Annotated in this window: 27 protein-coding genes; 19 read left to right on the top strand and 8 right to left on the bottom strand. The window is 47.9% G+C overall.

What is annotated here, in order from left to right:
- Window positions 1–33 precede the first annotated feature (33 nt).
- Entirely contained in the window at window positions 34–819 is a 786-nt protein-coding gene (locus ACGHCT_RS16555; RefSeq protein WP_072848524.1) for a prolipoprotein diacylglyceryl transferase, read from the bottom strand.
- 27 nt (window positions 820–846) lie between these two features.
- Window positions 847–1,326 carry an S-ribosylhomocysteine lyase gene (locus ACGHCT_RS16550; RefSeq protein ID WP_072848522.1) on the bottom strand — a complete coding sequence of 160 codons (480 nt, stop codon included), beginning with the start codon at window positions 1,324–1,326 and terminating at the stop codon, window positions 847–849.
- Window positions 1,327–1,473: 147 nt separating this feature from the next.
- Between ACGHCT_RS16550 and trpS the strand changes: the two genes are divergently transcribed.
- Together trpS and ACGHCT_RS16540 are read left to right on the top strand one after the other, a co-directional pair.
- The gene (gene trpS / locus ACGHCT_RS16545) at window positions 1,474–2,478 is read left to right on the top strand and encodes a tryptophan--tRNA ligase (protein ID WP_390436941.1); all 1,005 of its coding nucleotides are present in this window, start codon (window positions 1,474–1,476) and stop codon (window positions 2,476–2,478) included.
- An 81-nt stretch (window positions 2,479–2,559) separates the two neighbouring features.
- The gene (locus ACGHCT_RS16540; protein WP_072848518.1) at window positions 2,560–3,060 is read left to right on the top strand and encodes a heme-degrading domain-containing protein; all 501 of its coding nucleotides are present in this window, start codon (window positions 2,560–2,562) and stop codon (window positions 3,058–3,060) included.
- Between the two features lie 122 nt (window positions 3,061–3,182).
- Here the strand turns inward: ACGHCT_RS16540 and ACGHCT_RS16535 are convergent, their stop codons facing one another.
- The 4 genes from ACGHCT_RS16535 to ACGHCT_RS16520 all read right to left on the bottom strand — a co-directional run bounded on the left by ACGHCT_RS16535 (window position 3,183) and on the right by ACGHCT_RS16520 (window position 7,142).
- Window positions 3,183–4,094: an RluA family pseudouridine synthase gene (locus ACGHCT_RS16535; RefSeq protein WP_072848516.1), complete on the bottom strand. Its 912-nt coding sequence runs from the start codon at window positions 4,092–4,094 to the stop codon at window positions 3,183–3,185.
- 76 nt (window positions 4,095–4,170) lie between these two features.
- On the bottom strand, window positions 4,171–5,247 hold the full coding sequence (locus tag ACGHCT_RS16530; RefSeq protein ID WP_072848514.1) for a LacI family DNA-binding transcriptional regulator: 1,077 nt from the start codon (window positions 5,245–5,247) through the stop codon (window positions 4,171–4,173).
- Window positions 5,237–6,067, bottom strand: coding sequence for a TIM barrel protein (locus ACGHCT_RS16525; protein ID WP_390436940.1), 831 nt, complete (start codon window positions 6,065–6,067; stop codon window positions 5,237–5,239). Before ACGHCT_RS16525 ends, ACGHCT_RS16530 begins: the two co-directional genes overlap by 11 nt.
- A gap of 16 nt (window positions 6,068–6,083) precedes the next feature.
- A complete protein-coding gene (locus ACGHCT_RS16520) occupies window positions 6,084–7,142 on the bottom strand; it encodes a zinc-binding dehydrogenase (RefSeq protein WP_390436938.1) in 1,059 nt (352 codons plus the stop codon).
- Between the two features lie 221 nt (window positions 7,143–7,363).
- Between ACGHCT_RS16520 and ACGHCT_RS16515 the strand changes: the two genes are divergently transcribed.
- The 12 genes from ACGHCT_RS16515 (at window position 7,364) to ACGHCT_RS16460 (ending at window position 21,369) form a co-directional block, all read left to right on the top strand.
- Complete coding sequence (locus ACGHCT_RS16515; RefSeq protein WP_390436936.1) at window positions 7,364–8,194, top strand: aldo/keto reductase; 831 nt, start codon at window positions 7,364–7,366, stop codon at window positions 8,192–8,194.
- Window positions 8,195–8,225: 31 nt separating this feature from the next.
- On the top strand, window positions 8,226–9,263 hold the full coding sequence (locus ACGHCT_RS16510; protein ID WP_390436934.1) for a sugar ABC transporter substrate-binding protein: 1,038 nt from the start codon (window positions 8,226–8,228) through the stop codon (window positions 9,261–9,263).
- 26 nt (window positions 9,264–9,289) lie between these two features.
- Window positions 9,290–10,780, top strand: a complete 1,491-nt coding sequence (locus ACGHCT_RS16505) for a sugar ABC transporter ATP-binding protein (protein ID WP_390436933.1) — start codon at window positions 9,290–9,292, stop codon at window positions 10,778–10,780.
- Window positions 10,777–11,766 (top strand): ABC transporter permease, encoded by a 990-nt coding sequence (locus tag ACGHCT_RS16500; protein WP_390436931.1) that lies wholly within the window; start codon window positions 10,777–10,779, stop codon window positions 11,764–11,766. The genes ACGHCT_RS16505 and ACGHCT_RS16500 overlap by 4 nt, the downstream gene beginning before the upstream one ends.
- A 17-nt stretch (window positions 11,767–11,783) precedes the next feature.
- Window positions 11,784–13,283, top strand: coding sequence for a trimethylamine methyltransferase family protein (locus ACGHCT_RS16495; protein ID WP_390436930.1), 1,500 nt, complete (start codon window positions 11,784–11,786; stop codon window positions 13,281–13,283).
- A gap of 84 nt (window positions 13,284–13,367) precedes the next feature.
- Window positions 13,368–14,486: a 3-dehydro-scyllo-inosose hydrolase gene (gene iolN, locus ACGHCT_RS16490; protein WP_390436928.1), complete on the top strand. Its 1,119-nt coding sequence runs from the start codon at window positions 13,368–13,370 to the stop codon at window positions 14,484–14,486.
- Between the two features lie 17 nt (window positions 14,487–14,503).
- Entirely contained in the window at window positions 14,504–15,976 is a 1,473-nt protein-coding gene (locus ACGHCT_RS16485) for a tagaturonate epimerase family protein (RefSeq protein WP_390436926.1), read from the top strand.
- Window positions 15,964–17,031 (top strand): type II glyceraldehyde-3-phosphate dehydrogenase, encoded by a 1,068-nt coding sequence (locus ACGHCT_RS16480; RefSeq protein WP_072848501.1) that lies wholly within the window; start codon window positions 15,964–15,966, stop codon window positions 17,029–17,031. Before ACGHCT_RS16485 ends, ACGHCT_RS16480 begins: the two co-directional genes overlap by 13 nt.
- Window positions 17,003–18,280, top strand: a complete 1,278-nt coding sequence (locus ACGHCT_RS16475) for a phosphoglycerate kinase (protein ID WP_390436924.1) — start codon at window positions 17,003–17,005, stop codon at window positions 18,278–18,280. Before ACGHCT_RS16480 ends, ACGHCT_RS16475 begins: the two co-directional genes overlap by 29 nt.
- Complete coding sequence (gene larA, locus ACGHCT_RS16470) at window positions 18,264–19,520, top strand: nickel-dependent lactate racemase (RefSeq protein ID WP_390436923.1); 1,257 nt, start codon at window positions 18,264–18,266, stop codon at window positions 19,518–19,520. Before ACGHCT_RS16475 ends, larA begins: the two co-directional genes overlap by 17 nt.
- 17 nt (window positions 19,521–19,537) lie before the next feature.
- Window positions 19,538–20,389: a transketolase gene (locus ACGHCT_RS16465; RefSeq protein ID WP_390436921.1), complete on the top strand. Its 852-nt coding sequence runs from the start codon at window positions 19,538–19,540 to the stop codon at window positions 20,387–20,389.
- A 2-nt stretch (window positions 20,390–20,391) separates the two neighbouring features.
- A complete protein-coding gene (locus tag ACGHCT_RS16460; protein ID WP_390436920.1) occupies window positions 20,392–21,369 on the top strand; it encodes a transketolase family protein in 978 nt (325 codons plus the stop codon).
- Between the two features lie 23 nt (window positions 21,370–21,392).
- Here ACGHCT_RS16460 and ACGHCT_RS16455 read toward each other — a convergent pair whose 3' ends face one another.
- Complete coding sequence (locus ACGHCT_RS16455; RefSeq protein WP_072848495.1) at window positions 21,393–21,839, bottom strand: MarR family winged helix-turn-helix transcriptional regulator; 447 nt, start codon at window positions 21,837–21,839, stop codon at window positions 21,393–21,395.
- A gap of 87 nt (window positions 21,840–21,926) precedes the next feature.
- Entirely contained in the window at window positions 21,927–22,823 is an 897-nt protein-coding gene (locus ACGHCT_RS16450; protein WP_390440206.1) for a LysR family transcriptional regulator, read from the bottom strand.
- Window positions 22,824–23,155: 332 nt separating this feature from the next.
- On the opposite strand from ACGHCT_RS16450, the gene ACGHCT_RS16445 reads away from it, so the two are divergent.
- The 5 genes from ACGHCT_RS16445 (at window position 23,156) to ACGHCT_RS16425 (ending at window position 26,588) form a co-directional block, all read left to right on the top strand.
- Window positions 23,156–23,926 carry an SDR family NAD(P)-dependent oxidoreductase gene (locus ACGHCT_RS16445; protein ID WP_390436918.1) on the top strand — a complete coding sequence of 257 codons (771 nt, stop codon included), beginning with the start codon at window positions 23,156–23,158 and terminating at the stop codon, window positions 23,924–23,926.
- Between the two features lie 109 nt (window positions 23,927–24,035).
- Window positions 24,036–24,368, top strand: a complete 333-nt coding sequence (locus tag ACGHCT_RS16440) for a hypothetical protein (protein WP_390436916.1) — start codon at window positions 24,036–24,038, stop codon at window positions 24,366–24,368.
- A 62-nt stretch (window positions 24,369–24,430) separates the two neighbouring features.
- Window positions 24,431–24,676 (top strand): hypothetical protein, encoded by a 246-nt coding sequence (locus tag ACGHCT_RS16435; RefSeq protein ID WP_390436914.1) that lies wholly within the window; start codon window positions 24,431–24,433, stop codon window positions 24,674–24,676.
- Window positions 24,677–24,796: 120 nt separating this feature from the next.
- Complete coding sequence (locus ACGHCT_RS16430) at window positions 24,797–25,387, top strand: hypothetical protein (RefSeq protein ID WP_390436912.1); 591 nt, start codon at window positions 24,797–24,799, stop codon at window positions 25,385–25,387.
- Between the two features lie 79 nt (window positions 25,388–25,466).
- The gene (locus ACGHCT_RS16425; RefSeq protein ID WP_390436910.1) at window positions 25,467–26,588 is read left to right on the top strand and encodes a Fic family protein; all 1,122 of its coding nucleotides are present in this window, start codon (window positions 25,467–25,469) and stop codon (window positions 26,586–26,588) included.
- Window positions 26,589–26,795 lie beyond the last annotated feature (207 nt).

The following is a 26,795-nucleotide window of genomic DNA, read 5'->3' as shown; positions in this document are numbered from 1 at the left end:
TTCTTTCTAGAAAGAACACGTCCCCTTTTGGGATCAGGGTGTCCCAGATTCGGAAAGGCCTGTCCCTTTTTTATATTTCTTCCCGCAGAACCAAAAGAAAATGATACCTGCCAGAAAGGTAAAGATTGAGATAAACTGGGAGGTGGACAGCGCCCCCACACTTCCCCGGATTAAATCTCCCCGGAAGAATTCCAGGATAAACCGTCCTGCGCTGTATAAGATCAGATACAAAGCTGCGATCTGCCCGTGTGCCTTTACTTTTTTCGCCAGATAGATGAGCAGGAAAAAGTGAATGAAGTTCAGTCCGCTGGATATAAGCTGCGTGGGGATAAGGGGTATCCCATTGGGTGCAAATTCTGAGCTGTGGAATGTGATGCTGAAAGGACAGCTGGATTCCATTCCGTAACAGCAGCCCGCCAGGAAGCATCCGATACGCCCGAAGCCCTGTGCCAGTGCAACAGAGGGGATCAGGATATCGAAATATTGGAGAAAATTAAGCTTCTTATATCTGCTGTAAATATAAAAGGTAAGGATTCCTCCCAGGATTCCTCCATAGACAACAAACCCATAGGAGAGATCTAAAAGTACTTTGGGATTTTCCAGAATTTCTTTTATATCTGTGATAAAAAAGAGCAGCTTTGCTCCAAGCAAACCACCGATCAGACAGAGAAAGGTGATAGCAAATACAGGTTCCGGGTTGAGATTGTTTTTCTTTGCCCGGTATTCCCCCACCAGATAGGCAGCCAGAACACCAATGGCAATCATTAGCCCGTACCCGTGGATGGTGAGCGGTCCGATACTAAATAAGTCGTTTTTCATAAATATAGTCCTTTGCTTTTCCTTTTCTTATTCCGGATAGATCAACCGATCTCCGGTAATGCCTGTGAGAACATCCCTGAGATACTTATCGGCCAGATAATTGGCCATTCCCAGGTTCATGTCCAGATAGTTGCCGCAGTCCTTAGGGCTGGCGCCGGGAATTTCATCCCTGTAATCTCTTATAAATTCAAACATGCCGGTCAGAAGATCTACAATGTCAGTAGACTCGTAGTCCCCTGCAAGAAGAAGATAAAAACCGGTGCGGCAGCCCATGGGGCCAAAATAAATAATCTTATCCTTAAAGTCAGGATCGTTTCGAAGAAAAGTGGCGCCCAGATGCTCAATGGTGTGAACTTCTGCAGTATTCATAACAGGTTCGTCATTGGGAGCGGTCATACGGATATCAAAGGTTGTGATCACCTGATCGCCCACCGGATCCTTGCGGGAGACGTAGACACCTGGTTTTAGTTTTATATGGTCGATGGTAAAGCTTGTGATTTTTTCCATTTTAATTCTCCTTTTTTCGTTAGTATATCTATTATAATGAATTGAAGGCATTCGTGCAACCCCTCCATTGACTTTCCATATCCCCGGTGATACAATAAAACCTAGCGAAAAAGCCGGCAGAAAAGCCCGAGTATGGAGGAAAATCAGATGATCAACGACAAGAAAATATTATTTAGCGGTATGCAGGCTACAGGAAATCTGACCCTGGGAAATTACCTGGGAGCTTTAAAAAACTGGGTGAATCTGAGCGACGAATACGAATGTTTCTACAGTGTCGTGGATATGCACTCGATTACGGTACGTCAGGATCCTGCTACCCTTAGAAAAAGAGCCAGAGCACTTCTGACCTTATATATTGCAGCAGGCTTAGATCCCAAGAAAAACTGTATTTATTATCAGTCTCATGTATCGGGACATGCGGAGCTGTCATGGATTCTGAATTGCTTTACTTATATGGGAGAGCTGAACCGAATGACCCAGTTCAAGGATAAATCTGCAAAGCACGCGGACAATATTAATGCAGGCCTATTTACCTATCCGGTTCTTATGGCGGCAGATATTCTGCTCTACCAGGCCGATGTGGTACCCGTGGGCATTGACCAGATGCAGCATCTGGAGCTTACGAGAGACATAGCCATCCGTTTTAACAATCTGTACGGCGATGTCTTTACCGTTCCGGAGGCATATATCGGCAAAGTAGGAGCCAAAATCATGAGCCTTCAGGAACCGGGCAAGAAGATGTCAAAGTCAGATGAGAATCCCAACGGGAGCATTTACCTCATGGACGATCCGGATACGATTATACGCAAATGCAAGCGCGCCGTCACAGATTCCGAAGCCTGCGTTGCTTACAGAGATGAGCAGCCGGGGGTAAAAAACCTCATTGACATATACAGCGCATGTACAGGAAAAACGCCTTCCGAAGTAGAGCGTGAGTTTGAGGGAAAAGGCTATGGAGACTTCAAGATGGCAGTGGGAGAGGCAGTGGTAAGTATCCTGAAGCCATTGCAGGACAGAGTGAAAGAGCTGGAAGCAGACAAAGCCTATATAGACTCCATCATCAAAGAAAACGCAGAGAAGGCCAACTATTATGCGGCAAAAACACTTCGAAAAGTACAGAGGAAAGTAGGCTTTCCGGATCGGATTCGATAGTCCTGTCCCCAAATGCCGTTGTCACAGGCCCGAAAAAGAGCTATAATTAAGACAGCAAGAATGTGACAGGAGGTAATGAATATGACGATTGATGAGGTGATTGCCGTACTGCAGATGCAGGAGGAGATTCTTCAGTTTAACCATTTTACAAATGAAGATGCGTGGGAGCTTGGGAATATTATTGTTTCGGAAGCTAAGAGAAGAGGACTGGATGTGGCTGTCAGCATCCGATTGAATAACGGATATACGGTGTTCCAGTACGCAGGAAATACCACCAATCTGGATGATGAGAGGTGGATGAGAAGAAAGTTCAATACTGTAAAGACCATAGAGAAGAGCAGTCTCAGGCTATACAGCGAACTGCAGAAGACAGGGGAATCTATGGAGGACTTATTCCTGGATGAGAAGGAATATGCCTGCTGCGGAGGAGGTTTCCCTATCCGGGTGGAGGAAGTAGGTGTGATTGGTGCTATTGTAGTATCCAACCAGAACCATTTTGTGAACCATGATATTGTAATTAAGGGTGTAAGCAGGTATCTTCATATTGACGAGGTCCCCAGGATCCGTACGGTTGGAATGTAATAGAATCAGAGGCAAAAAGAAGCAGAAGGAAGTCTGTGCAGACAAGCACGGCTTCCTTCTGCTTTACTGTCCCAGGATATCCTTTTGCAGATAATTCGATCGTAGTATTTGCAGACACTACACTAGTAAGAAGAAGCTGTAAGAATACGTTTCATATCTTCCGGGATATCGTCGGTAAAGGTAAGTCTCTGCCGTGTAACCGGGTGCTCGAATTCCAGGCGGTAAGAGTGCAGCGCCTGCCGTTTGATTTTTCGGTAGTCAGGGTTGTAGAGGTAATCCCCGATGAGCGGATATCCCAGATATTTCATGTGCACCCGGATCTGATGGGTCCGGCCCGTGTCCAGCTGAAGCTCCACCAGGGAATAAGAATCCCCGGTGTCTGTTACAACAGAAGCAATCCTGCGAAAATGAGTAACGGCCCGCTCCCCGCTGTGAAAATCAATCTGCCGTTCTATGGCGGAGCCTTCTTTTCTGGCAATGGGGGCATCTATGGTTCCCTCTTCGGGGGGGATCCCGCTAACCACAGCCCGGTATGTCCGGTGTATCTGCCGGTTCAGCATCATCTGAGACAGGACAGCGGCGCTCAGCATATGCTTGGCAATGATAAGAAGACCCGTAGTATCTCTGTCCAGACGGTTGATACAGCGGTAGACAAAAGTTTCTCCCTGCTGCTGATAGTAGTAAGCAATGCCGTTGGCCAGTGTGTTGTCATAATTGTTCAAAGATGGATGAATAGGAGTGTCGGCCTCTTTGTGAACGATAAGAATATCTTCATCCTCATACACAATGGACAGGGGCATATACACAGGACGAATGTTGGGGGAGGAATCTTCCGGTGCCAGATAGACAGAGAGGACATCCCCCTCCCTAAGAACGGTTCGGACATACGCCCATTGGCCGTTAACCAGAATTCCATTCTGCGTCTTTTTCAGATGGACCAGGATATGGCGTGAGTAGCCCAGCTTCCGAAGATAAGAACCAACATCTGTGCCTTCATCTTCTGCTGTGATGCTATAAGTAAAAGTTCTTTTCATAATAGTTTTCATCCACGCCGGATGATTTTACAGAGTATATCTGTATCTCATGTAAAGGCGTGGATTTCCCTCATTTCTACCAGTTCATATCCCACGCGGTTTCCGCTTTGGGATCTGTGGAATTACGTACGATTAGTTTCCCGTCCAGATTTATCAGCATTCTGGAGGCGGAAAGGTTATCCATACGGCGCATCAGGAGATTAAACGCCATAGTCCCCATCTCTTCTTTGGGAACGCGTATGGTTGACAAAGAAGGGGTAATGAGAGAAGCGGGAAAATTGTCATTGAATCCAATGACGGCAATGTCCTCAGGAATTCTCAATCCTGCTTCTTTAATAGCACGCATGGCGCCGATAGCCATCTGATCGTTTCCCGCCACGACACCGTCCAGAGGAAGATGGGTCTGAAGAAGCTTCTGCATACAGCGGTAACCGCTGACGGGACTGTAGTCACCCTCCGCGATCAGACGTTCATTCACCGGATATTGATGTTCTTCCAGAGCACGGATATATCCGGCTTTCCGCAGCTTGCCCATAGTAAACTGAAAAGGAGCGGCAATATAGGCGATGTTCTTTTTCCCTACAGCAATCAGATGCTCTGCCGCTGTCTTTATCCCCGCAGTATCGTTTACAACAACCGCGTCCAGCATATCGCTGATGGCAGCCTCCAGACAGACAACAGGGATAGAATGCCCGTTTGTGTTCAGAGAGGTAAGCATATGGATATACTCCCGGGCCTTGGGGCTTTCCGTATCCAGGGAGGAAGACAGCAGAATACCGTCCACCCACTGGGATTTGAGGAGCTGGATATACTTTTTTTCCTGCTCCAGGCTGGAATGGGTTCCGAATACACTGATGGTATAATTTTTCTCTTCCGCAGCTGTCTGTATGCTGTTCAAAAGCGCAGGAAAGAAGATACTGTTGATGGAAGAGACAATCACTGCTATATTGTTGGTTTTTCCGCTTTTCAGCCCACGCGCTATCATATTCGTCTCATAGCCCAGGGCATTTACGGCGTTCATAACTCTTTCCCGGAGCTCTTCGCTTACTGTCTTTGTGCCGTTCAGAACATTTGAGACAGTAGAGATAGATACCTTGGCATATTTGGCCACATCTTTAATGCCTATGGGCTTTTTTGGCGGATTAGGATTCATTTTCTTTATACAACTCCTTTACAGCAGACAGCCAATGGGAAGCGGCAATTTTCGCCTCTGGGAAATATTGGCATTCAGCACTAATGGTTTTATTATAATTACAGTCTTTTAAAAAAGCAACGATTTTTTTGAAATCTATATGTCCCTGTCCGGGCCAGCTGCGGTTCGAATCTGCAAAGTGAATATAATGGATATCTCTATAGTGCTTTGCAAAAGAATCCAGAATATCCTTCTCTTCTATATTCATGTGAAAGGAATCCACCATTAGTTTTACATTTGTGTAGGCATTTTTATGTATGAAGTCAGCCACTTCGTCAGTACTGCACAAAAAATTATTTTCGTATCTGTTGATAGGCTCCATGACAAGGAGCACCTCTTGCTCTGCCGCATACCGGTCCAGCTCTGTCATAGATTCGGATAAAAGCTGCAGAGAAAAATTCTTTTGGGACAGAGCGGAGAGATTGCCCCGTATGCAGCCGATGATTACCAGACAGCCAAAACGGGAGGCAAGCGTGATAAAGGATTTCATCCGTGCAACTGCCTCTCCCCGTTTCTTTGGACTGGGGTCAATCAGGGATAACCCTTCCTCGGCATAGACTCTGCCTGTTCCAAAAGCGCTGATACGTATGCCGGTGTCAGAAAGGGCGGCGTCTATGTCTTCCACCGGAAGTTCTTGCGGGCGGGCGGTGTGGATTTCTACGCAGTCGTACCCCAGGGAATGAGCATAGAGAATTCCCTGGTCAAAAGGCCCTCCATACAGGAACGGTGCGGTGTCCTCAAGCTGCGAGGCCAAAGTAAGAGAAAATGATACAGCGTTCATATGATATCCTCCCGTCTTAATATTCTTCCGGATAGATAACCACTTTCAGTGCTTTTCCGGCTCTCAGGAGATCCAGGCCCTGCCGGTACTGGCTGAGAGGAAAGGTGTGGGTAACTATTTCTTCAAGCGGCAGTGTTTTGCTTTCAATGATACGGGCCGTTTTTTCAAAATAATATTTTCCCAGGAATCCGCCGAATATCTGCGCTTCTTTCCGCACAATCTCCGCAAGCCGGATCGGGGGAGCGGCTGTCTCATCATGGCCAAACATCAGAATCTTTCCGCCGGGACGGATGACATCCAGTGCCGCCGGGAGAAGCTGCCCGACAGCTTCGATACAGTGGTCAACCCCAAGACCGTGTGTTGCGCTCAGGCATATTTCTTTCAGGTTTTCCCGGGCGGGGTCCACCGTTTTGGTGGCTCCGCATTTCTTCGCTTTTTCCCTGCGGTATTGGTGAGGCTCAGAGACAATCACCTGAACAGCCCCGTTCGCCTTTGCCATGGAGGCAAATAAAAGCCCCATAGGACCTGCGCCCAGTACGCATACGGTATCTCCGGCCTGAATCTTCAGTTTCTCAATAGCATAGCCCACACAGGACAGCGGTTCCGCAAGAGCGGCAATCCTCCAGGGAGTCTGCGGGGCGATCTTGTATACACTGTGGGCAGGCACGCAGGTATAGCTGGTGAGCGCCCCGTCGGTGAAGAGGCCTCTGGTAAGGCCGTGATCTGCGTAAGGCGTACCCTGCTGGGAGTAAAGCGTGGTGCACATTTCGGGACGGTCGCTTCTGCAGTGCCGGCAATGGCCGCAGGGAGGATGGGGATCTACAATTACCCGATCGCCGGGGGAAAGGTTTGTGACATCACTGCCAACCTCCGTCACTTCACCGCAGTATTCATGTCCGAAGATGATATTTGGCCGGGCGGGGTGAAGGGGCGGATCCATGAGAACGTGAAGATCAGTCCCGCAGATTCCCACACCCAGAACTTTAATAAGGACATCATCGCCGGCAGCGATATGGGGTTTTTCCCGTTCTTCATATGCGAATACTCCTGGCTTCTTAAAAATAATAGATTTCATAAAGCAACCTCCTTAATCTCAATGGAAAAGAAAAACGTTTCTAATATATCTTTTCTAGATTATACAATTTATTTATGAAAATTGCAATATAAATGTACAATAAATATATAAACTTAGTCAAAATGACGAAAAAACAAGGCGTGAAGTATTGACATCAGAAAAACGTTATGCTAACATAAAAAATAACCAGAAAAACGTTTTTTTAGAAAAGGAGAGAGCGCATGATACCAAATTTTAAGTTGAGCAACGGCGTTGAAGTACCTGCCATGGGACTGGGAACATTCCTGACAAAAAACGGGGAGGAGGCTGCAAGGTGTGTCTGCGATGCGGTAAAAGCCGGTTACCGGAGCATTGATACCGCTATGATTTACCTGAATGAAGAGGGGGTTGGAAAGGGAATAAAAGAATGCGGGATTCCAAGAAATGAGCTTTACCTCACAACAAAGCTTTGGAATGATTCACACGGATATGAGGAAACGCTCCGGGCGTTTGATGCTTCCCTGAAACGGCTGGGGGTTGACTACATCGACGAGTATCTGATTCACTGGCCGGGTCAGGAAGGAAGTTTTCTTCCCACCTGGAAAGCGTTTGAAAGGCTGTATGAAGAAGGGGTAATCCGTGTCATAGGGGTTTGTAATTTTATGAAACCTGTGATGAAAGAGCTTCTTGCATCCTGCAATGTGAGCCCGATGGTAAATCAGATTGAGATACACCCAATGTTTCAGCCGGATCATCTGATTGCCTTTTGTCAGGAGCAGGGGATACAGGTAGAGGCGTGGAGGCCTATTGTATGGGGAAAGCTGGAAAAGGATCCGATTCTGCAGGCGGCTGCCAAGTACCGCAAAACTCCGGTTCAGATTACGCTGAGATGGCATTACCAGAGGGGCGTGAGAACAGTTCCGAAGACCACGCATTATGACAGAATGAAGGAGAATATGGATATCTTTGATTTTTCTCTGACAGAGGAAGAGATGGAGGCTATAAATGGTCTGAATACCTATGTGAGAACCGGAGAATCACCGGATGAATTCTTTGGTATGGATTCTTTTTGAGAGAAGAGTGTTTAAAAGGAGGTTGCTTTTTATGAAGAGAAAAACATTTGCAGCGATTTTAATGGTGTGTCTGTCTGCCGCCGCAGCTCTGTCGGGATGCGGGAACCGGGAAACAGAGGAAAAGAAAACGGAAACCGGAGCGGAAGAGGACAAAACCCAGGAGTCAGAAGAGGAAAAGCAAATGGTGATTGGGTACAATTCCTATGGGGACACTTCAGACTTTTCCAAAAGGCTGAGCGAAGGGTTTATTGAGAGGGCAGAAGCAGCGGGGATGAAGGTCCTGAAAGCAGATACGGGAGGAGATCCTACAAAAGCAATTAAAAATGTGGACAGCTTTATCCAGCAGGGGGCAGATCTGATCTTTGACTGCAGCTGGGTGGTATCCGCGTGTGAGGCAGTGGCGGACAAATGCCAGGAACAAGGGATTCCCTGCATTATCACAGACATTTATGTAGAAAATGAGAGCGCGTATTATATGGGGATCGATAACAATGAAGTAGGACTGACCACCGGTACCGCAGCGGGGAAATGGATCACTGAAAACTGGGGAGGAGAACTGGACTACGTGCTGATAGCCTTTAACGAGTCCTTTGGAGAGGGGGTGCGTCCCCGGGTAGGATCTGTTGCAGAGGGTCTTTCCCAGGAGGGGATCGAGATTTCAGAGGATCGCATCGTGTGGGTGGATCCCCAGAGCTCAGATGCCTCTGTGGCATGCAAGCAGCTGGGCACAGATTTTCTGACTGCCCATCCGGAGGAAAAGCATATCCTAATGGTGGGTGCCAACGACGAGATGGCCCAGGGATTCCTCTCAGCGGTGGAGACATCCGGAAGAACCTCGGACTGCATCCTGGTTAGCAATGACCTCACGACCATGGGCATCTCCAGCCTGTACAATGACAATATTTGGCTGGGTTCTACTGCTTTTTTCCCGGAAAATTACGGGGCTGCTCTTGTGCCGATGATTGAAGACCTGCTTTCCGGAAAAGAGGTTCCGAAAGAAGTCTATACAGAGATTAATTTTGTGGACAGGAATAATATCAGCCAGTATTATGAGAATCCGGACAAATAGCAGAGAATAAGACTGGTGGTGATCTAGTGGTCAAAATATTAGAAATGAGGAATATCTCCAAAAGGTTTCCCGGAGTTCTGGCACTGGACGGGGTAAGTCTTACACTGCATGCAGGGGAAATACTTGCCCTTCTGGGTGAGAATGGGGCGGGAAAGTCAACCCTGATGAAAATATTGAGCGGCGCTTACCAGGCGGATCAGGGAGAAATATTTTTAAAGGAAGAAAAAATCATCAGTACGAACCCTCCAGAGATGATGAAAAAAAATATAGCTGTTATGCACCAGGAATTGAGCTATCTCAATGACCTGAGCATTGCGGAAAATATTTTTCTGGGAAAGCTTCCTATTAATAAATTCTTTCAGGTGGATTATAAGAAGCTTCGGGCAGATACAAAAAGACTGCTGGATATGGTTGGACTTGACCTGGACCCCATGACAGAAGTATCCACCATGACAGTGGCCCAGAAACAGATGATGGAAATTGCCAAAGCCCTCTCCGCCGAAGTCCAGGTTCTCGTATTGGACGAGCCTACCAGCGCTTTAAACGAGGCAGAAGTCCAAATATTATTTGGGCTGATCAGACGCCTGGCTGCCCAGGGAAAAGGTATCATCTACATTTCCCATAAGATGGATGAGATTTTTGAAATCTCTCACCGGATTCAGGTGCTCAGAGACGGCAGGCATATCGGTACCGCGCATACAGGAGAGATAACCACAGGCGAGCTTGTGAATATGATGGTCGGAAGAACCATAGACACCATTTGTGCAAAAGAGGGCAGAAGCCCCGGGGACGTGGTTTTGGAAGTGAAAAATCTGGTAACTGCGCGGATAAAGGACATAACATTCTCTGTCAGAGCCGGTGAGGTAGTGGGCCTGTACGGACTTATGGGATCCGGACGCACGGAGCTTGTGGAAGCCATATTCGGCAAAAAGCCAGTAAGCGGCGGAGAGATACGGATAGACGGGAAGAAACTGAGAATCCGATCCCCCAGAGATGCCATCAGGGAAGGAATTGCCTATATTCCCAGGGAGAGAAGGAGTGAAGGTCTGGTACTCACAGAGAGCGTACAGCACAATATGAGCATTGTACATATTGACAAGCTTCAGAAATTTCTCAAGCTGGACTTAAAAAGGGAAAAGACCCTGGTAAGGGAATGGATTCAAAAGCTGCAGATTAAAACCCCTTCCTTGCATACGCCGGTTAAAAACCTGTCCGGTGGGAATCAGCAGAAGACAGTCATTGGAAAATGGATGATGGACGAGATGAAAGTAATTATTCTGAATGAACCCACCAGGGGAATTGACGTAGGCGCCAAGGCAGAAGTCTATCATTTAATAGAAGAATTGTGTCAAAAAGGCATGGCTGTCATTATGATATCCTCGGAAACCCCGGAGATAATGGGGGTATCCGACAGGAGCCTTGTAGTCCATGAAGGCAGAATTACAGGGGAATGTGAAAGGGCTGAGTTTAAACAGGAAACAATTATGCATTATGCAATTGGAGAAAAAAGCCTATGAAAATGAAGGAAGAAAAGAAAGGTCAGGAACGGTCATTCGGAAAGTTTTTTCAGCAGTCAGGCACTACCATCAGCCTGGTTATTGTCTATATCATTATCTGCATTATTTTCACATTTCTTTCCGAATATTTTCTGACGGTAAAAAATTTTTTGAATATAGGCACGTACGCATCGATTACAGGTGTAATGGCAGCAGGGGTTACGGTGGCCATGCTTCTGGGACATATTGATATGTCCCAATACGCAACGCTGACCATAGCAACTATGACAGTTGCGCTTATGCTCCAGAAGGGGATGCCGGCAGGTCTGACGATTTTGGCCGCGGCAGCTGTAGGGATATTGTGCGGCACCATTAACGGAGGACTCATTGCAGTTTTCAAAATTCCCGGAATCATTGTCACAATGGGTACTATGCAGGTGTTCCGGGGGATTGCCTATCTGACCACCAATGGGAATACGGTTATGATTCACGATTCATCTTTTGGGTTCATTGGAAAGGGATACGTATTTGGCACAATACCGTTTTGCATTGTACTGATGGCGGCCGTGTTTCTGATAATCGCCTATATCCTGAAATATACAAACTTTGGAAGAAAGATATTTGCAGTCGGAGGCAATGAGCAGGTGAGTTATCTTTCAGGGATACGAACGGGAACGGTGAAGTTTCTCGGCATGGTGATCTCCGGCGTCTGCGCTGCGGCAGCCGGACTTATCACATGCTCCCAGGTAGGGGCTGCCATTCCCTCCACCGGCACCGGATCAGAGATGGAAGTTCTCTCGGCTGTCATCCTGGGAGGGGTAAGCCTGTCGGGAGGAAAGGGGAAAATATCGGGAACTGTAATCGGGGTTCTGATTCTGGCAACTATCCAAAACGGCATGACCCTCCTGAGCCTGCAGTCCTTTTACCAAATGATTATAAACGGAAGTGTTCTGATTCTTGCAGTACTGCTGGATGTGATTAAAAGCGGTGCGTTAAAAAGAGAATAGCAGAAAGGAGAGGGAAGATGCCCAGAGGTAGGATCAAAAGAGACACGTATCTCAACGTTCTGTCTGAGAAAAAAGAGAACAGGATTCACGAGGCATCTCTGGAAATTCTGGAAAAGACAGGGGTTATGGTGCAGGATGAAGAAACCCTGTCCAGGCTGGAAGGGGAGGGCTGCAGCGTAGATTATAAGACGCAGACGGCTAAAATGGATGAGAGCTTTATCATGAAGGGGCTGAAGAGGCACCCGAAGGAGTTCCTGCTGAGGGCTGTGGATCCGGATCAGGACTGCTGCCTCACCAGCGGAAATTCCCTTTTGGTGACAACATCTCCAGGGATGTCAACTGTGGATCTGGATACCTGGGAACCCCGCCTGCCTCTCCCGGGGGAATACTACGAATATATGAGAGTCATCCACGGGCTGGAGGAGATCGACCTTCCCGGGAGTTTTCCCTGGGTGGGGTTTCAGGGCGTTCCGGAGTGTATGAGGCTGATTGAGGGATTCGCGGCAAAGGTAAGATGCAGCGGGAAAGCTTTGTGGGAGGGCAGCACCATGGACAATTATAAGTTTATGGTATCCATGGCCGGGAAGCTGGGGGCAGATGTATGGATGAATACAAATCCCACATCTCCCCTGACGTTTTCCAAAGACACAATGGAACAGATGAAGTATTTCTGTGAAAACGATGTAGTCTTCACTCTTACCAGCGGCCCTATCCCTGGGGTGAGCAGTCCGGCAACTCTGGCAGGAACCCTTGCTCTTAACAATGCGGATATCCTGGCCGGAAATGCCATTGCCCAGATGTATGCACCGGGGTGCAGATGTATGGCGGGGGGAATGATACTGACACTGAATATGCATACAGGAGCCCCTCTATTTGCCAATGCGGCAAGTTATCTGTCGGAGGCGGCCTTTGTTCAGATGTGGAGAAGATACCGGATTCCCTGTGTGACCAACTCTCCGGGCTGGTCCAATGCCAAAAGCATCGACTATCAGGCCGCCTATGAAACAAGCACTGGTTTTCTAATGCTTGCACTGGCAGGGGCCTCTGTGATTCCCTATGCCGGAGGACTTACGGCGGAGCTTACCGCCCATCCGGTAAAAGCAGTCATAGATGCGGATGTGGTCAGGATGGTGCGGAGAATACTGGAGGGGATTGCGGTGGAGAACGAGACGCTTGCAGTATCCCTGATTGATGAAATCGGCTTTGCACCTGCCTCCTATCTGGCCGAGGAGCATACCGTTGACTGGTATAAAAGGGAGCGGTGCGATCTGGAGCTGGCGGATACAGACACCATCTCCGGCTGGCTGGAGAAGGGAAAACCCACCCTGATAGAAAAAGGAAAAGAAAAGATGAAGCAGCAGCTTCTTGGCACTTTGGCGTACAGACTGCGTCCAGGGCAGGAGAATGCAGTGAAAGAGGTCCTGGAAGAGGCGAGAGCGTATTACAGGGAAAAGGGAGCCATACAGCCGGAAGAGTGGAAGGCATATAAAAGAGTGCTGGATGCCCTGGAGCTATAAGATACATTTCAGGCAGTGCCGGGGATACATGAAGGTATGGCTCCCTGGTTAGCTGCCTCTGTGAGAAATAAGGAGGAGCCGTATATGGCAGAGATGGATAAAAAATGGATTACTACAGAGAATCCCGCAATCATATTTGAGGACAACGCAGTCGGCAGGATGAAAAAAGAAGTGTGGGATATGTCAGAGAAGGAACTGGATGCAGTGCTCAGAGAGTATGGGATTCCCTCCCCTTCTGAGCTTGGCACCGCGGGCACCTATATTCAGAACACACCCCGGCAGGAGCAAATAGAAAAAAGAAGAAAAAACGATATTGTATTTGTACCGGTGGGGTGTACGGAGAATCACGGGCTTCACGCAAATACAGGCCTGGACACCTTTATGTGTTCACAGATTCTAGAAGGCCTCCGCAGATATACAAAGAAGCAGGGACATGAGGTGAACCTTGCCTTTACTCCCCTGAATTACGGGGGACATCCCTACCATCACATCGGCATGCCCGGTACGGTTATCATGCCTGAGGAAGTAGTGAAGGAATCATTAATTTACTGTATGCTGGGGCTGTGGAACGACGGGTACCGGAAAATCATATTCCTCAACAACCATGGACACCTCTGGATGCTCGAATCTGCCATACAGGAATTCTGCAAGCGCTATCAGCTCCCCGGGATCTTCCGTGTCATTGAATGGCACAGAGCGGTCCGCGAGTTTTTCTATCCCATAGACAGCGAATTAAGCCTTGGCACCCATTTTGTCCACGCAGACGAGGCAGAGACATCCGTGGCACTCCTTATGTTCAGGGATATGATAAATATGGCCTATGTTCAGGATAAACTGGGGGAATCGCTGCTGCCGGACGGGCATATGGATAAATCCGTAGATCCCTTCAGACGGCCCTGCAGGTGGAGTGAGGGGGAAGGGCACAGCGCTATAGAACGTCATGCTACGCCGGAGGGGATTGTGGGGACTCCTTCTCAGTCAGACCCACGCAAGGCGAAGAGACCAATAGCGGCTATTTTAAGATACCTTACACTTCTCCACGACGAGATACTGGAGACCTATCCGGCGGGAAGCGTTCCTCCAGTTGAAAAAGTTACGCTGCGCACGGCGGAGGAGATGGAACCCTTCCTCAGAGAACCGCTCAGTGAGGGGTGGAAATCGGTGGATGAGCTCCCCAGGATGGGGATTTTTGAAAGGCTGTAAGAAGAAAGAGGAAAAGTATGAACGGATTTGCAGAGGCAGTGTGCAGGCATTACAATAAAAGGCCGGACGAAATCTACAGGAATTCCTATGAGGTGAAAGAGGGGATCCAGGTGATGGGAGTCCGGCGGGAAGGTGTAAACTATCTGGCTGTTTCAGGGGAAGGGCGCTGCCTGTTTGCGGGCCGGGATCTTCCTGATTTCAGACAATGCCCTATGAATCATGAAAACAGACTTACGTTAAACCGGTTATTTCCCCATACGGTCCCTCAGGCCCTCGGAAAGGATACCGCCTCCATCGGATGCGGCGACCGTCTGGGAAGGGCCAATGATGCCCATATAAGAGCAGTCTCCAGGGCCCGGATCAGACCGGTGTTGGCACAGCAAAGCATAAGAGAACTGAAGCTGACCGGCCGGGGATATGAAGATGTGATTGACGCTGCGGCCTGGAGTGTCTTTCGGATGGGATGGAAAGAAGGATACGGCGCAGACGGGGATCATCTGAAAACAAAAGAGGAGGCTGCACAGGCTCTGAAGGCCGGCTGCAGTATGATTACCCTGGACTGCTCAGAGGTTCTCGGAAAGCTGGAAGAGGACTGGGATAAGATACGGGAGGCATATGGAAGGATCCCGCCCGGTATAAGAAAAAAGTATGAGAGTAAATATCTTGGGAGCGGCGGGGAAGGGCAGCTGCAGGGAATCCATTTTACGGAGAGAATTCTGATGAAAACCGCAGCGAATTATCATAAGGCCGCAGAGCTGGCAGAGGAGATATACTGTGACGTAGTGAAAAAGGCCCCATCTCCTGTGGATTATGAGATATCTCTGGACGAAACTGACAGAGAGACAACACTGGAGGCGCACTTTTTTATGGCCAGTGAATTATCTGACAGGCAGATCCCTGTGACTGGGATTGCCCCCCGGTTTGCCGGAGAATTCCAGAAGGGGATTGACTATATCGGCGAACCCCGGCGGTTCAGGGAAAATCTGAAAGGACATGTGAGAATAGCCAGGCAGTTCGGATATAAAATCAGTGTGCATTCCGGCAGTGATAAATTCCGCATTTTCTCCGCAGTGGCCGGGGAAACCGGAGGTGTCTTCCATATAAAAACATCGGGAACCAGCTGGCTTGAGGCTGTCCGGATCATTGCCCGTGTGAATCCCCGGCTGTACAGGAGCCTGCACGAGAATGCCCTGAGGCATCTGAAGGAAGCCCGCGCCTGCTATGCGGTCACCTGCCGGACCGAGATGATACCGAATCTGGAGCAGGTGCCTGACTCCAGGCTGGAGGAGTTTCTCCTGGAAGACAACTCCAGGCAGCTGCTGCATATCACCTATGGGTTTCAGCTGGAAAAAGAAAGTCTGCGCAGGCAGATTTACAGCACATTGACAGAATATGATACCGCGTATGGACAGGCAGTATATGAACATTTCAGACACCACTTGCAGGAGCTTAAGTGTTGGAAAGGAGAGGAAGCAGGATGGCAAAGGTAAGAGTAGGAGTAGCGGGTTACGGAACCATTGGACAGAGGCTGGCCGACGGGGTAGCGCTTCAGGGGGATATGGAACTGGTGGGCGTGGCGGATCTGGCCCCCACTCTCGCAGTGCAGGCATTGCGGGAGAGAGGAATGCCCTATAACCTGTATCTTGCACAGGGCGGAGATAAAAGAATATTTGCAGAAAAGGGAATTCCGGTAACCGGTACCTTTGAGGAATTGGCAGACAGCGTAGACATTATGCTGGATGCCTCTCCCGGCGGCGCAGGCGCAGAGAATAAAAAAATATATGAAGCCAGAGGAGTCAAGGCGGTATTTCAGGGAGGGGAACACAATTCCGTTGCCGAGGTGTTCTTTCACGGATACGCAAACTATGAAAGAGGGGTGAATAAGAACTACCTGAAACTGACTTCCTGCAATACCACGGGGCTGATACGCTCTGTGGACTGTCTGGACCGCAGATATGGCGTGGAGAAGGTGGTTGTCACCATTATCCGGAGAGTAGCGGACCCGGGAGATTATCACAGGGGATTGACAAATGCACTGCAGATAGACCGGGCCCCCAGTCATCAGGCGGTTGACTTAATGACAATCATGCCTCATATCAATGCTACAGGGATTCTAGTGCATACGCCGGTGACTCACGGCCATATGATCACTGTCGTAGTCTCCGGAAAGTCAAAGATTACCAAAGAGCAGGCTCTGGAAGCGTTTCGGGAGCATCCCAGAATCCGGGTAGTCTCTGTAGCGGAGGGGTTCCTGGGAAATGCCTCCTTCTTTAAGTATGCCAGAGATTTGGGAAACCCAAGAGGAGATATGTATGAGATCGGCCTTTGGGAGGACAGTATAGCGGAGAGCGGCAAGGACCTGATCTACGCTATTTATATTCCCCAGGAAAGTGTTACCATCCCGGAAACCATGGATGCTGTACGCGCGGCCTGCGGGATGCAGACAAGCGGTCAGGAAGGTACGGAAAAAACCAATCAGTATCTGCATATCGGTTCATACAGGCAGGAGGGGAGCCATGCGCTATGGAATTCATACGATAGATGATTTCACCTTGGACGGAAAGACGGTACTGTACCGGGCAGATATGAACCAGCCGGTAAACCGGGAAGAGGGGAGACTGGAGAGCTGCAGCAGAATCCGGGCATGCATCCCCACGATCCGGGAATTGCTGGACAGAAATGCTAAGGTAGTAATTCTTATCCATCAGGGAAGTGATATTGAATACCTTAATTTCTTTACAACAAAACCGCACAGGGATGTGCTTGAGAAGCTGCTGGAAAGACCCGTGGGATTTCCGGAAGATGTCTGCGGCCCCGCAGCAAGAGATGCTGTGAGGCAGTTACAGCCGGGGGAAGTGCTGCTGCTGGACAATGTGAGATTTCTTGCCCAGGAACAGACGCTGTTCGAGAACGCTTTGAAGCTGTCCTTTGAGGAGCAGGCAAGCACCCTGCTGGTGGAAAAACTGGCGCCTCTGGGGGATTTGTATGTATGTGACGCATTTGCCGCCGCCCACAGAAGCCAGCCGTCTCTGTGCGGGTTTGAACTGGTGATGCCTTCCGCCATGGGGCGGCTGTTTGAAAAGGAATATTGCAGGCTTTCTGAACTGATGGAGAGTCCGAAGCGCCCCTGCACATTTATCTTAGGCGGGGCCAAGGTTTCAGATGCCTTTGGTGTCATGGAGGAGGTTCTGAGAAAGAAAACTGCGGACAGAATACTCACCGGAGGAGTGACTGCTAATCTCCTGCTGGCAGCCGCAGGCATTTCAATCGGTGAAAAAAGCCGGGAATATATAAGCACACATGGATATGAAAGGTATTATGACGTTTCCAGAAGGCTTTTAGGCACGTACAGGGACCAGATAAGCCTTCCTTTGGATGCAGCGTGGGCAGAGGACGGAAAACGGGCGGAAGGAGAAGTGAAGGCAGTTCCTTCCGGCGCCGGCATATTCGACATTGGCAGGGAGACTGCCGCAGAATACAGCAGAATGATTCAGAGCAGCAGCACCATATTTATAAACGGACCAATGGGAGTGTTTGAGAGAGAAGAATTTTCTCTGGGAACACGTAAGGTATGGGAAGTTCTGGCCGGAACAGGGGGAGAGACTATCCTGGGAGGCGGGGACAGCATTGCGGCTGCCGAGCGTTTCTGCGGAGTGGAACAATTCTCCTATGTGAGCACCGGGGGAGGCGCTCTCATACGTTTTTTGTCAGGAGAGGAACTGCCGGTGATTCAGGCGCTGCGATATGGGGCAGAGCTGTTTGCGGGAGATTACGCTTATGAAGATAGAGCTTAAGTATGGAGAGGGAATACAGATTGCAGAGATACCGGATAAACACCTGAAAGGGGTGCTTCTGCCAGAGAAAGAGCAGGGGAGAAGAACAGAGGAGGAAGAGATCGCGGATGCCCTGGAATATCCCATAGGGACAGAAAGACTGCGGGATCTGGTACAGCCGGGGCATAGGGCAGTGATTATAACGAGTGATATTACCAGACCTTTTCCTTCGGCCACAGTGCTTCCCTTTGTGCTGAGGGAGCTGGAAGCAGGAGGGATCCCCCGAGAAAATGTTACGGTTGTATTTGCCCTGGGAAGCCACAGAACACATACGAAAGAGGAGATGGCCCGCCTGCTTGGAAAAAAGCTGTGGGGGCAGGTTTCCTGCAGAGACAGTGATCCCCTGGACTGCGTCAGGCTGGGAACAACCGCAAGGGGAACTCCTGTGGATGTTACAAGGGCTGTGGCTGAGGCGGATATTAAAATTTGCCTTGGCAATATAGAATACCACTATTTTGCCGGGTACAGCGGCGGAGCCAAGGCTGTCATGCCCGGTGTTTCCTCCTGGGAGGCGATCCAGAACAATCATAAACTTATGGCCTCAGACCAGGCCGCAGCGGGCCGGCTGGAAGACAATCCGGTGCGGGAAGACATCGAGGAGGCCGGGAGGATATGCGGCATAGATTTTATCTTGAATGCAGTGCTGGACCGGAATAAGAAAATAGCAAAGGCTTTTGCAGGGGATGCTGTGAAAGCTCACCGGGCAGGGTGCAGATATGCAGACAGAGTGTACCGCCGGAGGGTGGATGGCAAAGCAGACATTGTAGTGGTATCCCCTGGAGGCTTTCCCAAAGACGTAAATTTATATCAGACACAAAAGGCGCTGGACAATGCCGCCCACGCAGTGAAAAGAGGAGGCATTATCATTCTGGCCGGGGAGTGCCGGGAAGGAGTGGGCAGCCCTGTTTTGCAGAAATGGCTGACAGAGGCCGAAACACCCCGGAAGGTTCTGGAAAGGATCGCAGCTGAATTTGAACTGGGAGGGCATAAAGCTGCTGCCATAGCCGGGGTACAGGAGAAGGCATCTGTTTATCTGATATCAGAGCTTCCCGCCTCTGTGTCCCAAGCTATGTTTTTTATCCCGGCAAGGACAGTCCAGGAGGCATTGGAGGAGGCCCTTGATATAATGGGAAAAGATGCTTCTGTGCTTGTGATTCCAAGCGGAGGCGCGGTGTTTCCCTATACGACAGAGAACGGATAAGAGAAGGAAGTGAGGAAATGGGAGATACGGATGAAGTAAAACGATTGCAAGAATTCGCCCTCCGGATAAGAATGGGCATTGTGGAGGAAATTCAGGCCAGGGGATTCGGCCATTTGGGAGGCAGTCTCAGCATTGCCGATGCCTTGGCAGTGCTGTACGGGGAGGAGATGAGGGTTCAGCCGGACAATCCCCAGTGGGAAGATCGGGATATGCTTGTGTGCTCCAAAGGGCATGCCGGACCTGCTGTCTATGCGGCATTGGCGCTCAAAGGTTTTTTTCCTTATGACTGGCTGGTGTCCCTGAATCAGCCGGGAACGCGGCTGCCCAGTCACTGTGACGCGCAAAAAACGCCAGGGGTAGATATGACCACCGGCTCCCTGGGACAGGGCGCCTCTCTGGCGGCAGGACTGGCTCTGGGAAAACTCCTGAAAAAGAGTCCCGGCCGTGTTTTCCTGATACTGGGGGACGGAGAGCTGAATGAGGGGCAGGTATGGGAAACCTTCCAGTTTGCATCAGCAAAGGCTTTAAGCAACCTGGTGGTTCTGATTGATAAAAATAATAAGCAGCTGGACGGTTATACCCGGGATGTCCTGGATACGGGTAGTATATTGGATAAAATGCGGGCTTTCGGGTTTGAGAGCGAAGAGATCCATGGGAATTCTGTGGAGGAACTCCGCCGGGCCCTCTCCCGGACAAGAGACAGAAAGGGCATGCCTTCTGCGATTGTTCTGCACACGGTGAAAGGAAAAGGGATCCGGGAGGCAGAGGAGACTATGGCAAACCACAGTATGAATGTCTCTTATGAAAAATGTCAGGAATGGCTGCTGCTTCTGCAGCATGAACTTGAGATGCTAAGGAGGGAGGTGTGACAGTGAGGGTGATTTATAATGGGGAGATGGGAGCCCATCCCCTGAAGGAGGTTTTAGGAAGAACCATCCGGCAGCTGGCAGACGGAAACAAAAAAATCATATATCTGGACGCAGATTTAATGAGCTGTATCTGTATGAGAGAATGGGCTGAAAAAAATCCTGACAGAGGCATAAACTGCGTGATTGCGGAGGCCAATATGATAGGGATAGCCGCCGGGCTGTCTGCTGTGGGGTTTCAGCCGCTGGTACATACCTTCTGTGCATTTGCTTCAAGAAGATGCTATGATCAGGTGTTTTTATCCTGTGGATACGCACAGAACAGCATTACTGTAATTGGAAGCGACCCTGGTGTCTGCGCCGCTTTTAATGGGGGAACCCACACTGCCTTTGAAGATATGGCGCTGTACCGTGCCATCCCTGGGTCCACAGTGATTGATATTTCGGATGAAAATCAGCTCATCAGCGCGTTAATTCAGACAGGCGGCAAAAAGGGGCTAACCTACATCCGGACCCCCAGAAAAAGTGCGGCAAAGCTCTACGGCGATTATTCCCATATGCCTGTGGGAAAAGGAATACTGCTCAGAGAAGGAAAGGATGCTGCAGTATTTGCCTGCGGAATCATGGTATGCGAGGCAATGAAGGCAGCAGAGCAGCTGGAAAGAGAGGGCATCTTTGTTTCAGTCATTGATATGTTTACGGTTAAGCCCCTGGATGAGGAGTGCCTTCTGCGGCATGCCAAGGCTGCGGGTCTCGTAGTAACGGCAGAAAACCACAACAAGATCGGCGGTTTGTACAGTGCTGTGACCGAAGTGCTGGCAGAGAAGCTGCCGGTACCGGTTGAATGTGTGGCGGCGGAGGACTGCTTCGGAGAAGTAGGACCCCAGGAATATCTGCAGGAGAAATTTGGATTAAACAGCAATGAGATAGTAAAAAAGGTGAAGCGGGGCTTAGAAAGGCGGACAAAACGGTCTCAGAAATAAACCCCACACAGGAGGGTGCTTCCTTAAGAGCTGCCCTCCTGTGTGGGGATTTTACCGTGCAGATTAGTTTCTATCTTGCTGCAGAATTCTAAAACATGTAATCTTTCCTCCTTTGAAAATCCGGCAAAAATAAACTCTAAATATTCCCTTTGCATCGTCTGCCCGGCCTGAACAATCTCTTTGGAAGCTTCTGTCAGCTTTAAATGGAGCTTTTTGTGGTTAAAGGAATTCATTTCACAGGTAAGATACCCCTTTTGCGTTAACTCTTTTACAGCAAGCGAGACATGTGATTTTTGCATTTTTCTTAATCTCACAATATCTGCAGAGGTATCGAAGCGTTTATTATTTGCAAGGAACAGTAAAATGTCTAACTCTGCAGAAGAAATTTGAAAGCGGCTTATGACAGTCTTCTTTCGGTTAAAATATTCTTTTTTAAGTGATGCGATAAGCAGCCAGTAATCGTTTTCCATTATGCCCTCCTGTATTTAGTACCGATACTAAAAGTATAGTTCTGTTTTGAACTTATGTCAACTGCTGGAAAGTGATAGGCGATTTAGTTATGTTTGCTGCAATAAGGTTTCCTGCAGTTTTCCAATGAATTTTTCGGCAGGTTTTGAGAAAATCTGGTATTTTTTCCAAATGATATTCATTTCATCTTCCAGCCCAGGAGTTAGTGGACGGAAACAAAGGCTGCTGTTTCCGGAGGTATTGATAATTTTATCAAAACCTATAGCATATCCCAACCCTTCTTCTACCAGCAAGGAAGCATTAAAAATAAGGTTATAAGTGGCTGCAATGTTCAAATCGGTCTCTTGAAGTTTCAGCCACTGCATAATCTTCCCGCCTTTGTATTCCTGCTGGGAGAGGATTAATGGTTTATCCCATAAATCCTCCGGCGATATATTATTTTTGGATGCGAGGGGAGAATCCTTCCGCATTAAAACTCCCCAGACATCTTTAGAAGGTAATCTGAGTGTATTGTATTTCGTCAAATCAACCGCCCCAAATATAATCCCAAAGTCAAGCAGTCCTTTATCCAGGCGTTCCATTACATAGGTGGAGTTGCCGCTGGAGATATGATAGCGGATTCCTGGATAGGAATTCTGCAGAATCTTAGCCGTTTGTGCTAAAATCCGAACCGCGTCAGTCTCCCCCGTACCGATATAAATATTTCCCATAACAATATCATCGTTGAGGGTGACCTCTTTTTCTGTTTTCGTTACCAAGTCAAGAATTTCTTCCGCACGCTTTCGTAAAATCATCCCTTCTTCTGTAAGTGTGACTTTCCGTGAGCCTTTTGTGCCACGGATTAATAGCTGCTTCCCAAGTTCTTCTTCTAAATTTTTAATCTGAGTGGAAAGAGTTGGCTGGGAAAGGTGCAGCGATTCTGCTGCCCGAACAATGCTTTGTTCTCTTGCAATTGCGAGAAAATAGTGGAGAACTCGTAATTCCATATGATGACCTCCAAAGTAAGAGTTTATTGTAAGTTTAACATAACAATAAATAGGTTTCAACTATACATAACGATTAAATATAAATATTTGTTATTATATGGCGGTGGAATTATACTATACATAGAGAAGAAAAGAAGGCTTACTGTCTGGACTATTATTTTCTAGATTATCAGTTCCGGTATGTTTAGATTGAGAGACACCCGGCATTAAAAATACTAATTTCAAATGGAAGCCCTCATTCTCATGGAAATACAACTGCCACGGTAGAGGCATCTATTGAAGGCTAAGAGAATTTGGGAAGATCCTATAAAAAGAAAAGGAGAATATAAGACATGGAAGCAAAAATGTTAGAAGGAAAAGTTGCGGTTATTACCGGAGCAAGCTATGGGATGGGACAGACGATGGCGGAACTGTTCGCAGAGGAAGGTGCCAGCGTCGTCCTGACAGCCAGAGGAAAGGATAAGCTGGATCAGGTGGTAAAAGGAATCTGCGAAAAGGGCCAAAAGGCAATCGGTATCGTTGCGGATACCTGTTCCGCAGCCGATACGAAGAAGGTTATGGAGAAAACAATGGAGACTTTTGGAGATTTAGATATTTTGATCAACAACGCAGGAATCGGCGAGCAGAAGATGATTGATGAGACAGATGATGAATGGATGATGCAGGTAATGAATACGAATCTGGGCGGACCGATGAGGTATATCAGAGAAGCGCTGAAAATATTTATTCCTAAAAATGAAGGAGCCATTATTAACATTTCTTCGGTAAATGGAAATCGTCCTTTCTGCGGCGCAACATATACATCCACAAAAGGAGCTTTGAATACATTGACAAAAAATGTGGCTATGCGGCTGATTGACACTAATATTCGGTGTAATGCCGTGGCGCCCGGGGCAACCATTACACCGGCACACCTTGCCAACAAGGCGGGAGAGCAGCCGGGAGGAACTGAAATGCTGAAATACAGCGGCCACTATGTTTATTTTCCGGGACCGGAATGTGAAGCAATGGATCAGGCATATGCCTGCCTGTATCTTGCCAGCAAGATGGGCAGAGCTGTCCGCGGGCAGGTGCTGCAGGTCTGCAATGGTGCGTTTCTTTAATAATATGATTGTCTTGGATTAACTGATATCACCGTAACCGTGTCCATCGAATAGAGCATAAACAGTTGAATTCTGACGAATGTTAAAAAGTGATTGGAGGATAATTAAAATGAAAGTAAAACAGACAGCAGGAAGAGATGCGTTAGGGGACTTCGCACCTAAATTTGCACAACTTAATGACGAGGTGTTGTTTGGTGAGGTATGGAGCAGAGAGAATCAGCTTTCTCTGCGGGACAGGTCTTTGGTAACAGTGACGGCATTGATGGCGCAGGAATTATTTCCGGGAGATGTAGTGAATATTCCGGTGGGAGTGAAGCATTGGCATGGTGCGGCGACCTATAGCTGGTTTTCCCATCTTGCGGTGGAGGTTCCGGGAGAGGAAACTTCCAATGAATGGCTGGAGCCAGTGGATGAGGCGGAATATATGGGAGTAATATGCTAAAGCGTGATGTTCCGTCACAAAATTGACTCTTCTTACTGGTCCGTTGCATACGGACAAATGAGTTGCCGAAATTAGCGCAATATGAAAAGATTTATTTAGGTGGCTCGGTTTGGGGCGGCACACCTGCCAACCCTATGAAAGTATTTTTGCAGCAGGTTGATTTTCACGGCGTAAGCATTCTTCCCTTTTGGTCGTTCTACGACTATGAGGGAGATTACGAAAAAGATATTATGAAAGAATGTAAAAACGCTAAATTCATTCCGGGCGTTGGTCAGCATAATTTACTTTATTGTAAGCTGCTATCTTGATGAAATAGCAAAGCCAGCCGAGCCTGTCTTTGCTATTCAGGCTTGACCGTTAAGTTAGACTTCCAACGGCTAATGTAATATAATCATATGAATACAATTAAGATTTATAGGGGTGATGACATGAATGTAGAGCAGTTTGTTATAGCATATGGGGTAGAGCAAGACAGGCTTAGAGCAATTATGCCGGAGGGCTTTGTTTCGCTCAGACCTGTTTTAAGAATCAATGTTGAAATTCGCAATAATGGCACAGAAACTGTGTATGTGGAGTTGAATACAGCCGTTGAGATCGATAGCAAACGGGGTTGGCTCAATATTGGAAATTGGAACAGTACGAACACTGATATTTCCTATGTGAGAAATGGAAAAGCAATCACATTTACCATGCCATTCCTTGAGGTTACATATACAGGAATAGGAATGATCGGTGGATGTCCAGCAGAAAAAGACAACGAGGGATGTTTCTTTCTTGATGAGAGCGTAATATTTAAGCCAGCAGAGAAAATAGAAAGCAACAAAGAATTTTGTGATTGTGTGTTTTCATGGAAGTTTGCCGGTGATAATGCGCATGGTGCAAGCATTGGAAAAACGCTTCCGGCATTTGCAACAGAGCCAAAGAAAATCTACGATAAGCAGGAGTTCACGGTACAGAATGCAGTATCTATTCCGTGTGAGCAAGTTTTAGGTTCGTATTTCGTGGAGTTCAAAAGATAACTTTCTATTTATGTAAACTGCAAAGAAGATCCATGGGAAAAATATTATCTGAAATTTGAGGAGTTTTTTTCTTCTTCTTATGGATTATAGAAATCTATGGATACAAGCTTCTTATAGCGACCAGAACATCGAAATAATTACATTCACAAAAGAAATCGAAAATCAGCCGACAGAAAGCCAGTCTACCAAAACGGATGCTGCTACCGGAGAAGAACTGGAAGGTGCAAAGCTGCAGATTATTGACAAGGATAAAAATGTAGTGGTAGCGGTCAGAAAGCAGCGGTTCCGGTTGCTTAATGGGAGGTTGTTGATATATAATAAAGAGAAAGGCAAGAAGAAAAAATATAAAACAAGAAATGAAAAACAAAAGATAGTGCAAAGCTATTTCAAATATATGCGCAAAGGAGCAGATTACATGGAGCAGACCAAACTAATCGGCCTGTTAAAAGACAGGCTTCATATTGAGGAAGAGAGGCAGGACAGAAGCGGTGTCTATGCACTGACGCAGAGAAAGCTGGCGTACAATTCCAACCGGATTGAGGGAAGCACCCTGACGGAAAAGCAGACCGCTTCTATTTTTGAGACAGGCACTATCCGGGCAGACGGCAGTGTGTTCCGCACCAAGGATGTAGAAGAAATGACCGGGCATTTTACCATGTTCAATTATATGCTGTCTACCTGTGAGCAGCAGTTAAGCCAGGAACTCATCAAGGCATACCATTACCGCCTGAAAGCGGGTGTGTTTGAGGACATTGCAAACGGCTATCCCATCGGGGAGTATAAAAACAGGAGGAACATGGTGTCTGACATCACCACCTCTTCCCCGGAACAGGTGAAGGAAGATATGGCAAACCTGCTGGAGCAGTATCATGGAAAAGAACCTCATGATTTAAGGGATCTGGCAGAGTTCCATGCCATGTTTGAGCAGATCCACCCTTTCCAGGACGGCAACGGCCGCACGGGAAGGATTATCCTGTTCAAGGAGTGCTTAAGGAGCAATATCATGCCTTTCATTATCAGGGATGACCGGAAAGCAGAATACTATGAGTGCCTGAACAATGCCCAGCAGAAGGGGAATTATGAACCCTTGATCCGGTTCTTTGAAGAGGAACAGGAGAAGTATGCCGAGATGGTAAAGGACTTTATCTGCCCGGTGGAGCAGCCCCCGAAGGTAACAAGGGAAAAGGACCGCGAACGCTAGGAAGTGTTTGAGAATCGCCAGCAGGCAAGGATTCGTTGCGAAAACAATAAAATATCAATCATTTACCCGCAGGATGCATTCCGTAAAAAGAATGCACCCTGCTATTTTTTGCAGAAAGAAGGGATGTTATATGAAACGATTTTATACAGCAGAAGCAGTGACCGAAGACCATCCGGATAATATGTTTTAAGCGGAATGGATGCCGTT

The sequence above is a fragment of the Lactonifactor longoviformis genome (assembly GCF_042848515.1).
Classification (GTDB): domain Bacteria; phylum Bacillota; class Clostridia; order Lachnospirales; family Lachnospiraceae; genus Lactonifactor; species Lactonifactor longoviformis.
Note: the sequence above shows the minus strand (reverse complement) of the source record. Positions and strands in the feature narration are given on the sequence as shown.